Origin of the sequence: Nakamurella sp. A5-74 (genome assembly GCF_040438885.1) — a bacterium.
Taxonomy (GTDB): Bacteria; Actinomycetota; Actinomycetes; order Mycobacteriales; family Nakamurellaceae; genus Nakamurella.
Window position 1 is genome coordinate 222,412 of sequence record NZ_CP159218.1, and the last position, 12,278, is coordinate 234,689.

General features: G+C 66.1%; 8 protein-coding genes. 5 read left to right on the forward strand and 3 right to left on the reverse strand.

All coding sequences use genetic code 11. From position 1 onward, the window contains the following. Positions 1-5: 5 nt before the first annotated feature. Together ABLG96_RS01065 and ABLG96_RS01070 are read left to right on the forward strand one after the other, a co-directional pair. Complete coding sequence (locus ABLG96_RS01065) at positions 6-2,366, forward strand: Hsp70 family protein (RefSeq protein ID WP_353649586.1); 2,361 nt, start codon at positions 6-8, stop codon at positions 2,364-2,366. Positions 2,367-2,721: 355 nt separating this feature from the next. Beyond that, positions 2,722-3,153 (forward strand): HNH endonuclease signature motif containing protein, encoded by a 432-nt coding sequence (locus ABLG96_RS01070; protein WP_353649587.1) that lies wholly within the window; start codon positions 2,722-2,724, stop codon positions 3,151-3,153. Between the two features lie 20 nt (positions 3,154-3,173). Here ABLG96_RS01070 and ABLG96_RS01075 read toward each other — a convergent pair whose 3' ends face one another. Beyond that, positions 3,174-3,839: an NUDIX domain-containing protein gene (locus ABLG96_RS01075; protein WP_353649588.1), complete on the reverse strand. Its 666-nt coding sequence runs from the start codon at positions 3,837-3,839 to the stop codon at positions 3,174-3,176. Positions 3,840-4,179: 340 nt separating this feature from the next. Between ABLG96_RS01075 and ABLG96_RS01080 the strand changes: the two genes are divergently transcribed. Together ABLG96_RS01080 and ABLG96_RS01085 are read left to right on the forward strand one after the other, a co-directional pair. After that, complete coding sequence (locus ABLG96_RS01080) at positions 4,180-5,064, forward strand: DUF6569 family protein (RefSeq protein WP_353649589.1); 885 nt, start codon at positions 4,180-4,182, stop codon at positions 5,062-5,064. Continuing rightward, a complete protein-coding gene (locus ABLG96_RS01085; protein ID WP_353649590.1) occupies positions 5,061-6,530 on the forward strand; it encodes an ADP-ribosylglycohydrolase family protein in 1,470 nt (489 codons plus the stop codon). The genes ABLG96_RS01080 and ABLG96_RS01085 overlap by 4 nt, the downstream gene beginning before the upstream one ends. 716 nt (positions 6,531-7,246) lie before the next feature. Here ABLG96_RS01085 and ABLG96_RS01090 read toward each other — a convergent pair. Then, the gene (locus tag ABLG96_RS01090) at positions 7,247-8,560 is read right to left on the reverse strand and encodes an ISL3 family transposase (RefSeq protein WP_353649591.1); all 1,314 of its coding nucleotides are present in this window, start codon (positions 8,558-8,560) and stop codon (positions 7,247-7,249) included. A 236-nt stretch (positions 8,561-8,796) separates the two neighbouring features. Here ABLG96_RS01090 and ABLG96_RS01095 point away from each other — a divergent pair, with 236 nt between their 5' ends. Then, positions 8,797-9,957, forward strand: a complete 1,161-nt coding sequence (locus tag ABLG96_RS01095; RefSeq protein WP_353649592.1) for an ISAs1 family transposase — start codon at positions 8,797-8,799, stop codon at positions 9,955-9,957. 134 nt (positions 9,958-10,091) lie between these two features. Here the strand turns inward: ABLG96_RS01095 and ABLG96_RS01100 are convergent, their stop codons facing one another. Next, the gene (locus ABLG96_RS01100; RefSeq protein ID WP_353649593.1) at positions 10,092-12,191 is read right to left on the reverse strand and encodes a DUF262 and DUF1524 domain-containing protein; all 2,100 of its coding nucleotides are present in this window, start codon (positions 12,189-12,191) and stop codon (positions 10,092-10,094) included. Positions 12,192-12,278 lie beyond the last annotated feature (87 nt).

Here is a 12,278-nt window from a genome sequence, read left to right on the forward strand (position 1 = left end):
CGGGCATGATCACGCTCTCCATCGACTTCGGCACCTCCAACACGGTCGCCGCGCTCGAACGCCCCGGTCGCGCGCCACACACCCTCGAATTCGAGGGATCCGGCCTGCTCCCTTCCGCTGTGTTCCTGGCGGACGACCACACGCTGCTGGTCGGACGCGAGGCCCTGCGCAGTGCGCGCATCGATCCGAGCAGGTTCGAAGCGAATCCGAAACGCCGGATCGACGAGGGCGAGGTCCTGCTCGGAGCGACTCCGGTTCCGGTGGTCGACCTCATTGCTGCTGTGCTGCAGACAGTTCGGGACGAAGCTGCTCGTCAGACGGGTGGCTCGGCACCCGATACGGTCATTCTGACCCATCCCGCGCAGTGGGGGGCGCCGCGTCGCAATGTGCTGCTCGCGGCAGCGCGCGCTGCCGGCTTGGCCAACATCACGCTGCTTCCCGAGCCGGTGGCCGCGGCGGCCCAGTTCACCAGGATCCCCGGTCGGGAGTTGTCGCGGGGTGGGACCGTCGCCGTCTACGACCTCGGCGGGGGAACCTTCGACGTCGCGGTGATCGGTCGTCCGCAGGGCTCCGGCGAGGGTGAGTTGTCCGTGCTGGCCGAGGGAGGGCTTCCGGATCTGGGCGGGCTGGATTTCGACCAGGCTCTGCTCGAGCACGCTTCCGAGGTCGCGAACGGTGTCGATGCAGACGCCTGGTCGCGGGTACTGCGTCCGTCTGACGCGTCCTCCCGGCGGGCTGCGCGGGCTCTCGCGGAGGACATCCGTTCGGCCAAGGAGTCGCTGTCGCGGTATCCGCAGACGGACCTGGCGATGCCAGACCCGATGCCGGACGTGCACGTCACCCGTGACGAGTTCGAATCGCTCATCCGCGCCAAGGTGATGCGCTCGGTCGTGGTCCTGGAGGAGACGATCCGACAGGCGGGTACGACGCCGCAGCGCCTGGCAGGAATCTTCCTGGTCGGCGGCTCATCACGGATCCCCTTGGTGGCGAGGACCATCCAGGAGGTCCTGGGGGTCACCCCAGCTGCGCTCGACCAGCCCGAGACTGCAGTGGCTCTGGGAGCACTGACCCTTCCGCGCAGCACGGACACCGTGCGGACGACCCAGGCCGGCTTGCCGGGCGCACGTGCCGCGGACTCCGCTGTCACCACGTCGATTCCGGCCCGCAGGGCAGTCTCTGCGGAGGGCCACACAGTCCCGCGGGAACGTCGATCCTCGCGGCCCCTCATCCTCGCCGGGGCGGTGGTGGTGATCGCCGCGATCGCAGCGGCGACGGTGCTACTCCTGCCACGTTCTGCGAACACGGCGGTGTCCCCTGAGACCGGGTCGAGGCCACTGGTGGCTTCGCCGATGAGCGAGCCTTCGTCGCCGGTTCCTCCGGTGGCTGTGTCGTCGCCCGTTGTCCGCTCGAGCGTCCGGTCGGCCGGCACGAGCACGCCGAGGTCAACGCCACCTTCCAGCGTGTTCAGCGCACCGCCCGCCACCACGGTGCCCGTCACCACGGCGCTGATCACGTCTCGGGTACCTGTGCCGGGGAGCAGGACGCAGTCGGTGGCCTACCGCCAGGGCTACCAGGTGGCACGGGAGGACACCGAGGCGTTCGTGCCCGCGTCCGGCGATCAGGCTGAGCGGGTGATCGCCACCCGGTGCTCCGATGACCGCAGATCGTTCATCGGAGGTGCACAGTCGCGGGACTGGATCGACGGGTGTTTTGCCGGCACGCTCGATGCGGTCGAGGACAGCAACGCGGTCGACGTGGACGGTCTCACCGCTGTCGCGGTGTACCGGGTCGGGTATCAGACGGGCAGGGAACATCACACCGAGATCGCCGCTCGCGACAACGGTGACCTCGCTGAGAGCTGCTCGTACGAGGCGCATCTGGCCGAAGTAGAGGCAGCGAACCGTGCGGACTTCGTCGGGGGATGCGTCGACGGAGCTGCCCAGGCAGAGGCCCTGTCCGTGCCGACGGACGACCGACGCACCGCACCCGAGCCCATCGCAACGGTGCAGACCACCACTACGCCAGTAGCGCCGGTCGACCCCGGCGATCTGGACCTGACGGTGCCGATCTCGTCGGTGCCGTGCGACGGGGAGTTCGTGGTCTTTGTAGGAGCGGCAGTGACGCCCGGGGCCTACGGCACCGATGTCCAGCGCTTCCTGACCGATAATCCGGGGACGAGCTACCTGCGCACCGATCGTGAGTGCACCAGCTTGGTGCAGAACCTCGAGGGCAACCCCATCTACGCGGTCTTCTTCGGGCCCGTCGCGTCCCGTTCCGTTGCCTGCTCCATCAGCGAGCAACTGGATGGATCGACCGTCAAGCAGCTCATCGACAGCGGTGAACCGCTGGCCGACGAGCAGTGCTGATTCAACCGGGCTGTCGTGGCCGTCACGTGCCGAATGCCCCTGATGCGTCCAGCACACAGATCGATCGCTGTCGTGATCAACGGACCTGCCGGTCAACCTGGAGGGGTCAGTCGTGAGCGGAACGAGCAGCTTCGAGCAGATGCAGGCAGCACTGAATCGCTCGGTTCCGAACCGGCATCCGAAACCGACTGCTGCGGCGCCGGTCTTCCTCGACGACCACTGCGCGAACTGTCTGGCCCCTCTTGCCGACGACGTGTCCGGTCTCTACTGCTCGGGGTTGTGTCAAGAGACTGCGAAGGTCATTCGGTACATCCGGCGCGTGTGGAGAGATCCCGAGCGATGGCGTGACCCAGAGGTGCAGTTCGCCATCAGTACCAAACTTGCCTTCCTGCTGGCGGGTGGATACAACGAGAACGGTCGTCGGCTGTCTGCAGATCTGCGAGAGCTGATCCGGAGTCGCGATGCCCTGAAGTGCGTGCAGTGTGGGGAGCCGGGGGACGAAATCGACCACATCCTGGGTGACAGCAACGATCCGTCGAACCTACAGTTGCTGTGCGTCTCCTGCCACCGGACGAAGACCGCCGAACGCATGAAGCCGACATCCACTGAGCAGGACGAGTGGATCGACGAGTTCTTCGAGACGCAGATCGTTCCTCATCAACCGAAGCACCTGGTCGATGACGAGATCCGATGGAACAGTGTCCGACGCCCACTGGGCGCTGCCCGGACAGCGCGACGGCGGGAGCGGGCGCAGAGCAGGCCGGAGTCAGCTCCTACCGGAGCCTGATTTCTGTTGGCGGGCGAGGCTCATACCCGCTGCGATGGGTCGGCCCGTATGACTCGGAGCAGTGCCGCCGGCCGCCCCCGCAGCCCCTGTGTCAGCTCACCGGTCGGCTCCAGCAGCGGCTGCATCGCGCGCCGGAAACCGTCGCGCTGCAACGGCTCTCCGGCCACCGCCTCGTGCAGCTCCCGCAGTTGCAGCAGGGTGAACGGTTCGGGCAGCAGCCCGTCCGGGTCCGGGGAGGCTCTGTACCGGTTTCGGAGATCGGCGACGGCGTAGTCGATGATCTGGTCGTGCCCGTAGGGCAGCCGGCCCGGTGAACTCACCGGCACCAGGCGGGTGTCGTTCGGGAAGCGGGTCTCCAGCGCCGACTCCGGGCAGGTGTCGACGTGCGCGACGGACAGCACCCAGCCGCGATCGTCGCGGTCGGGATTGTCGAAGACGTGCAGCTGCCGCGGACTACAGCCGGCGATCCCCGCCTTGGTCTGCAGCGACCTTCTCACCGCGTCGATCAGCCGCTCGCCCGGATGTAGGAAAGCCCCCGGCAGCGCCCAGCCGCGCACGTGCGGACGACGGACCTGCAACACCGACAGCACGCCGTCCACGATCGTCAACAGCGCGGTGTCGACCGCGACGGACGGCCGCGGGTAGTCCTCGACCCGGCGCCCAGCACTGTCCCGATGTCCAGCCATCACTCTGAATCATCCTTTTCCGAAATTCGGTGGTCGAGCAAGTGAGGAACGAGCGCGTCGAGACCCCGTGACCCATCTTCCCGCTCTGGGACCTCGACTCCGTCGTCGCTCGATCACCGATGAATCCGGCGGTCCCCTTCGACTCCTTCGTCGCTCGATCACCAAAAACCCGATGGTCGAGCGAGGAACGAGTCGAGACCCTCTGATCTCGACTCCTTCGCCGCTCGATCACCGGTGGTTCGCAGTGCATCACTGCACGTCAAGCCCACTGTCGGACCATTGTTGTAACTTTAGATCAGATCAGCGCAAAATGTGCTCTGACAGATCGAAGGAGTCACCCATGAGGATCCCCCAGCTGCACGTCGGCAACGGCACCGACCTGTCCAGCATCACCGTCTTCCCGGTCTGGACCTCGGCCACGCCGATCCGCGGCCTGGTCACCGGTACAGCCGCCCAGGTTGAGGTCGGCGAACTGACCGATGGCCCGAGCGTCCCCTGGCTGGAGCTGTCCAACCGCGGCACCCGGCCGGCGCTGATGCTCGAGGGTGAACTGCTCGAAGGTGGATGGCAGAGCCGGGCTCTGGTGCGCGACGTCATCCTGGCGCCGCACAGCCGCGACCGGGTGGCGGTCGCCTGTGTCGAACAGGGCCGGTGGGGCGGAGGCGGTGGTCACGAGCGACGCTTGAGACGGGCCACGCCGCTGGTCCAGCGCGCCCTGCGCGTCCCGGAGCACGAGCGGCAGTCCCGGGTGTGGAGCGACGTCGAGCGCTACCAGTCGATGGCGCACAGCACGACGTCCTCGCTGGTCGATCAGCTCGGCACTCTGGAGGTAGACCACCTGGTTCACCATCAGCCGCCGCCCACGCTGCCCGGTCAGAGCGGGGTGCTCATCGCCCTCGGCGACCAGCCGCTGGGCCTCGAGCTGTTCGGTTCGCCGGCCGCGCTGACCCAGCACCTGCCCGCCATCCTGCAGGCGGCCCGGATGGACGCGATGATGGCAGTCGGTCCGCACGCGGAACCGACTCCCGGTCGTCGGGCCCGGCGGATGGCGGCCCGGTTGGAGCTGGTCGACATCTTCACCGGCCACGAGGACGCCGGCCTCGGAGTCTCGATGATCGCTGAGACCCCGAAGCTGTGGGTGCGCGGGGTCGCCACCCACGACGGCCGCATCGCCCACCTGTCCGCCCTCAACATCACCCACCCCCTCCTGCAGCTGACGTCATGAAACTGACTACCGCGCAGAACGATCGGGCCTGCGGCGTACTGCTGGCCACCGCCGCCGGCGACGCGCTCGGCGCACCGTACGAGTTCCAGCCCGCCCGCGGACCGGAGCTGCCCGTCGAGATGGTCGGCGGCGGGTCCTTCGGCTGGGAGCCCGGGGAGTGGACGGACGACACGTCGATGGCCATCGCGATCGCCGAGATCGCCGCTACCGGAGCCGATCTGCGGGACACCGCCGCGCACGATGCGATCGTGCGGCGCTGGGTCGCCTGGGCGAAGACAGCGACGGACGTCGGGATCCAGACCCGTGCCGTGCTGTCCCGGGTGGACGATTCCTGGCCCGCGGCTTCGGCGCGGGAGTACGCCCAGCGCCAGTTCGAGCAGGGTGCCCGTTCCGCCGGCAACGGCTCGCTGATGCGGACCGCTCCCGTCGCGCTCGCCTACCTCACCGACGCGACGTCGGCCGGGGAGCAGGCCACGGTTGAGGCGGCCATTGCGATCAGCGACCTCACGCATGCCGACCCCGAGACTGCGGAGGCCTGCGTGATCTGGTGCGTCGCCATCCGGTACGCCGTGCTGACCGGTGAGCTCGACGTCCGCCGCGGTCTGCGGCACCTCGCGGACGACCGCGCGCAGGTCTGGGCGGAGCGGCTGGACGACGCAGAAGGCAAGCGTCCCAGTGACTTCTCGAAGAACGGCTGGGTCGTCGGGGCACTGCAGTCAGCCTGGTCGGCCATCTCTGGGACTCCGATCCCCGAGAACGGTCGCGCCGGCGATCTGCAGGGTGAGTTCCGCGCCGATCATCTGCACCGGGCATTGGACGCCGCGGTGCGCTGTGGCCACGACACCGACACGGTGGCCGCGATCGCCGGTGGGTTGCTGGGTGCACTGCACGGGGCATCGGCGGTGCCGGCTGCGTGGCGGCGGGTGCTGCACGGTTGGCCGGGGTTGCGGGCGCGGGATCTGATCGTGCTCACCGAGCGGACGCTGCGGCAGGACCGTCCGGACACCTTCGACTACACCTACCGCAGCAAGGGCGACCTGAGCGCTCGGGCGGTGCACCCACTCGACGACGGTGTGCGGTTGGGCGCGATCGGTGCCCTGCGACCGCTGGATGCCTACGTCGACGCGGTGGTGTCCCTCTGCAGGATCGGGGATGACGACGTCCCGGCCGACGCCGAGCAGATCGAGGTGCGGCTCATTGACACCCCCGACCCGGACGCGAACCGCAACCTCGGCTTCGTCCTGCGCGACACCGTCGAAGTGCTGCAGACGCTGAGGGCGGAGGGCAAGACGGTTCTGCTGCACTGCGTCCAGGCGCAGAGCCGGACTCCCACGGTTGCGGCGTTGTACGGCGCGGCAATCAGCGGCGAGCCGGCGACGGACGTCCTCCGGCAGTTGGATGGCGTGCTGCCGGAGGTCAACCCCAACCGGACTTTCCGGAGCCTGATCACCGGGCATCAAGCGTGAGGGCTCCTCGCATCTGAGGACCGCGGCGAGTCGATCGCCGCCTTCATTCATGTGCTAAACGAAAGCGGAATGACGGGGATGCCGGCCCTGGTGGCGGCCGATGGTCCCTGCCTCGATCTTCCCGAAGAACTCTTCGATGTCCTCAGACAGGTGGCCGAATCGCTGTCTGCCGGCATGGGGGTCAGCGTGACTCTACTCAGCGCGCTGCTGACGACGCAGGAGGCCGCCGATCACCTCGGAGTGTCGCGTCCTACCTTGGTGAAGATCCTGAACGGGGCGACATCCCGATGGAGAAGCCGGGTCGTCACCGGTACGTCCGTCTGCAGGATCTCCTGCAGTACCAACGAGCGCGTCGCGACGAGCAGAGGGCGGCGATCGACGCTCTGGCGTCCGATGCGGAGGAGGACGACCTCTACGTAGCGACCGACCGGCGACCTCCGAGAACTCGGTGAGCCATGGCCTTCCCGGCACTTTTCGACACCTTCGCGCTGTTCGGCGCGACGCTGACGGACAGCCCGCATCGGATCGCTGAACAGGGAGCATTCCGTCCGCACTGGTCCGCAGGAATTCTCGGAGAGCTGGAAACAGTTCCTATCCGAGAAGCCGGCGTGGCGCCCGAGAAGGCGGCTTGGGCTTCGGCAGGGTAGGCGACCGCGGGGAGCAGGATGGGGCGCTGGTTCATCGGCTCTTCGACGTTGACCGGGGCGGTGGCCCATTCATGCTGCGGTCTGTCGCTGCCTGGTGACGGCGATGTGGACCATGATGCGCCTTCGGTAGTTGGTCATGCTCCGGAAGCCGCAAGCGACCCGTTTCGTCTGCTTGATGATCCGGTTGTAGCCCTCTGTGCGGCCGTTGCTGACTCCCTCGGCCAACGCGACGCGGATCGCGGGCCACCAGGTGTCGATCGTGCCGGCCAGCGTGGCCGCCTCGGGTAGTCCACTGTCCGCGGCGATGGTCTGGAACCGCCACAGTCGTTGCGCTGCCAGGCTTTCATCGCGGCCTGAGTCCAGCAGCATCCGCAGGCGCTCCTTGATGATCCACGCGGTCCGGACCTGTCCGCTCGGATCATCGACGTCGAACGTGGCCAGGAGCCGGTCCCACTGTGCTTCGGACAGGTGATCAGCGCCGGTCAGCAGGACCCGCCGGTTGTTCCAGATCGGATCGATGAGCCGGCCGCGGCGGCCGTGCCGATCCCGGGTGGTGCGTTGCCGCACCTTCGTCACCAGCTGGTTACCCAACGCGACGAGGTGGAATCGGTCGACCGCGATCCGGGCGTGCGGCAGCTCCCGGCGTACCGCGGCCGCGTACGGCGCTGACGGGTCGATCACCACGACCTCGACACCGGCCTTGAACTGCGCGGACTGCAGGTCCAGCCAGTCCGACACCGACGCACCGGAGCGTCCCGGTGACAGCCCCAGCAACGTTCCGGGACCGTCCGGGTCCGCGTTCACCAGCGACGTCATCCACGGGTTCGTCCGCAACCACTTTCCGTCCTCGTCCCGGATCCACCGGACCGACCGAGCACGGGTCTCATCGATGCCCAACACCCGCGTCGGCTCAGGTTCCGGCAACAGGCCGGCGGCCTTGACCACGAGCGCGCGGTGGACCACACCCCAGGACACCCCGAAGGTCCCGGCGACCTCGCTGACCGCCCGATTCCCGACCGCGACCGCGTCAGCGGTCGCCGCCCGCAGCCGATTCGTCGTCCTGGCCCGCGGCACGACCTGGTCAACCTGCTGGGTGAAAGTCACTGTGGCACAGGCGCTCTGCTTACACACCAGGCGGCGTTTGCGCCACCACCACTGCGTGACCTGCCCGCCATGGGACAGGTCCTTCAACCGGACCAGCGGCCGTTCCTTCACCCGCGACGACACCGTCCCGCAGCCCGGGCAGCAGCCGCGGACAGCCACGGCCTCAACCAGGACCCGAACCCTGCCCGGCTCAGGGTGATCCGCATCCAGGACGCGGAACTCACCTTCCAAACCGAACAACACATCTGCCGCCGACGCGGCAGCACTACTCTGATCCATGCTCGTGGCCTTCGCTGCTGGACGTTGTGAGAGACCAACAGCATGCGCGGGCCACGAGCCCTACCCCAGAGCGCCCCGGTCAACGTCCAGGGCCCCGGCAAAGTCGTTCTGTGATTTCTTGACCTGCGGTTATGGGTCCGCGACACGCCGGTCGGGTGGTTGTGGCGGGTGGGCGTGGCCTTCGTGGTGACCTGAAGGTCTCTAGCCGCCCAGTTCACCGCGAAGGACCACGCCCGATGCCATCATCACCCATGTTCGCTGCCGTCGATCCCTTCGACGAGTACGAGTTGTTGGATGTTCCCGCGGCACCTGCGGCGTTGATGGCGGTGTTCGACTCGGTTCCTGACCCGCGCAGTGCACGCGGGATACGGCACCGGCTGTCAGTGATCCTGGCGGTCGCTGCGTGCGCTGTCGTGACGGGTGCCCGCTCGTTCGCCGCGGTCGCGGAATGGGTGGCGGCAACATCGCCCGGGCTGCTCGCCAGGGTCGGTGTCAGTGATGGGCCGCCGTCGGAATCGACGATCCGCCGCACGCTGCAACAGCTGCACGGTGACGGTCTGGATCGGCTGCTCGGGGCATGGGCGCAGCTGCGGGAACCAGCTAGCCGGGGACGGCGGGTGATCGCGATCGACGGTAAATCGGTGCGCGGCTCAGCGACCCCCGACCGGCGTTGCCGACATCTGCTCGCGGCGCTGGGACACGGATCCAGGATGGTGTTGGGACAACTCGATGTGGCAGTGAAGACCAATGAGATCCCCTTGTTCGCAACGCTTCTGGACAGCATCGATCTGCTCGGTGTGTTGGTCACCGCGGATGCGTTGCACTGCCAGGCCGAGCACGCCCGCTACCTGATCGAGCAGCGCGGCGCGCACTACCTGTTCACCGTGAAAGGCAACCAGCCGAAGCTGCGGGCGCAGCTCGCCGCGCTGCCCTGGACAGGCGTGAACATCGGAGCGACCCAACACGACCGAGGCCACGGACGGATCGAGAAACGATCCATCAAAGTCGTCACGGTGAAGGCCGGGATCCTGTTCCCACACGCCGCGCAAGCCATCCAGATCATCCGCCGGCGTCGCTTGATCAACAGCAAGAAGTGGCGCAGCGAAACTGTGTACGCGGTCACGTCGCTGCCCGCCGAACAAGCCCAGCCCACCCAACTTGCCGGATGGTTGAAAGGTCACTGGGGCATCGAGAACAGCCTGCACTGGGTACGGGATGTCACCTTCAGCGAAGACCACTCCCAGACCCGCACCGCAGCCGGTCCTCAGGTCATGGCCACCCTGCGGAACCTGGCCATCAACCTGCTCCGCCTCGCCGGTGCCACCAACATCGCAGCCGCACTCAGACACCAAGCACGACAACCGATCCGACCCCTCAAACTACTCCTGACCAGCTGAAACACGACTTTGCCGGAGCCCTGGGTCAACGTCCAAGAGCCGGTTCATCTGCTTCGCCATGCCACTCCGTCGGCAAGACCAGCTTGTCGAAGAATACCCTATTTCACTCCGTGGTCGAATTGACCAGCGTTCCGCTACTCTTCACCCAACTGGAACTCGAACGCTTGGCGAACGAGGCCGATGACGTAACTGAGGTCTGTACCTTCGTCGAGGCTGACTTCGGTAGGGCCGTTCCCCCAGTGGCCTTTCATGCTGACGTCCAACGAAAGTTTGCGCTCATCGTGCAGTGCTTCGATGGGAATGTTGAGGCTGAGTCGGAGCCGCGCCTTCTGTGGGACGACGTCGACGAAGTTGGTCTCGGCCTTGAATGCGACGTAATGCCTGAGGAAATGGTAGGCAATTCCCGGGTCGAGGGCCAGGACCTCGGCGGTGAACTTTTCGAACAGCGCACGCCTCGGCTGTGGGAGCAAGTGCGGGTGATCCTCGATGGTGAAGTCCGACTCCGTGCGCTTGCCCTCGAACTCCGCCAACGTCGCGTCAGGCAGTTCGGGTCGAGTCCAGATCTTGAGGGCGTCGCCAGCGAGACGAGTGGCACGCTCCTGGATCTTGTCGGCGTTCCAAGTCTCGAGCTGCCCAAGTCCCTTGTTGAGCCGGAGCGGACTGTCCTTGAACCCGCCTTCCATGTCGCGCTTCTTCGCGAAGGGATGGTCAGAGTACTCCGAGTTGTACCCCGTCAGGGTCAGGTTCCCGAGCGTATGCATGTACTTCACCTGCGCTTCCTGCCAATCCTCGCCCAGAGCGTTCTTCCATTCGGCCGAGAGGTTCTCGTTCTGCGGCAGGATGTGCTCGATCGTGTAGTTCTCGATCGTCACGCGTTCCTTCCGAGCGTAGTTCTCCAGAACACGGAGATAGTACGAGCGGCGGCGGAAGTTGTACAAGTCGTTCGCTTTGAGCCCCGCTTCGAACTCGGCGTTGCTCGGGAACCTCCGGTAGCTCTTCATGCTCATGAACTGCGCCTTAACGCTCTCGACGTATCGATCCTTGCGCACCGCGGCACTGAGGCCGGCGAAAGTCTTGTTGAGCGAGTTGGTGGGGATGCGACAAACGGCGCGGCGAAAGATGTATGACGTGACAAGGTTTACGATCTCCAGCACATCGTCCCGCGTCAAGATCTCAAGGTTGTAATCGGTATACACCTCGAGCAGGAATGGATAGACGACGTCGGCCTTGATCTGATCCAGGTCTTTGAAGGCTGGCAGCAGCTTCGGGTCGCTCTCCTTGCCTAGAGCCATTGCGACGTAGCGTCGGGCGTACTGGCGCAGCTCGACGACGAGTGAGTCGATCGTTTCGTCTGCCGTCGTGAACCTGGTTGCATGGTCCTTGAACGCGTCGTAGATGTCGTCCAAGCGCGGGATTTCGCCGTTCTTGATGGTGAGGTAGTGGCGGACGAACTCGTCGAACTGGCTCTCCCCCGCCCCGGCGAACTCCAGCTCCATCGGGCGCCAGTAGGCCGAGTACAGCTTCTCTTGCTGCTTCGGTGGTAGGTCCATCAGGACGTAGTTGCGGATCAGGTCGGCCTGGGACAGCTTCTTGCCGGTGGAGTTCATCGCCTCGAACACAAGCTGGGGGTTGTCCACGCCTCGCTCGAGTTTCACATCGACCACGACCAGCTTGTCGAGCCCCTTACTTACGGTGGCCAGGTCCACACCTGGCTCTGCAAGCTTGCCTTGGAAGAACTGATAGTTCGCAGTCACCCGCGTGACCATGTCGACTGACGGCTCCGCGCCCTGCAATATCGCGATCAGCGCTGCCTTGTCGCTTTGGGACAGGATCAGCTTGAACTGCCGCTCTCCGTCCTCGTCGTCGTTCAAGAGGTAGCGGTTCCGGAGCTTCTTCGGCGAGAAACCGTCCCATGGCTCGCGCTGGGCCTCCGGCAGCTGCTCGAGTCGGGTAGCCAGCGCGGCCAACATGAGCGTGACAGTCGTCACTCGCTGCTGGCCGTCGATGATCAGGTCCGGCTCGGCCGACGTGTTGGTCGACTGGTCCTTGGCAACGTAAACGATCGAGCCGGTGAAGTGAGAGCCGAGGCTAGGTGTCGAGCCGGCGCGAATGACGTCGGCCCACAGCTGGGCGCACTCTGCCTCCCCCCAGGAGTACAGCCGCTGGTAGATCGGCACGATGAACTGGCTGCTCTTCTTCAGGAGAGTCAGTAGATGCGAGTCAACGGCCTTCATTGGTCCCCAATGTCTTCGTGCGATGTATCAGAAACATTACAGGCATGGGCATGTCACCATCGGGGTTTCCGGCGTAGTGAAGGCGCA

Excerpts from the sequence above, each read along its gene's own strand:
- ABLG96_RS01065 (WP_353649586.1), top strand. The coding sequence starts at position 6 with ATGATCACGCTCTCCATCGACTTCGGCACCTCCAACACGGTCGCCGCG.
- ABLG96_RS01075 (WP_353649588.1), bottom strand. The coding sequence starts at position 3,839 with ATGGCTGGACATCGGGACAGTGCTGGGCGCCGGGTCGAGGACTACCCG.
- ABLG96_RS01080 (WP_353649589.1), top strand. The coding sequence starts at position 4,180 with ATGAGGATCCCCCAGCTGCACGTCGGCAACGGCACCGACCTGTCCAGC.
- ABLG96_RS01085 (WP_353649590.1), top strand. The coding sequence starts at position 5,061 with ATGAAACTGACTACCGCGCAGAACGATCGGGCCTGCGGCGTACTGCTG.
- ABLG96_RS01090 (WP_353649591.1), bottom strand. The coding sequence starts at position 8,560 with ATGGATCAGAGTAGTGCTGCCGCGTCGGCGGCAGATGTGTTGTTCGGT.
- ABLG96_RS01095 (WP_353649592.1), top strand. The coding sequence starts at position 8,797 with ATGCCATCATCACCCATGTTCGCTGCCGTCGATCCCTTCGACGAGTAC.
- ABLG96_RS01100 (WP_353649593.1), bottom strand. The coding sequence starts at position 12,191 with ATGAAGGCCGTTGACTCGCATCTACTGACTCTCCTGAAGAAGAGCAGC.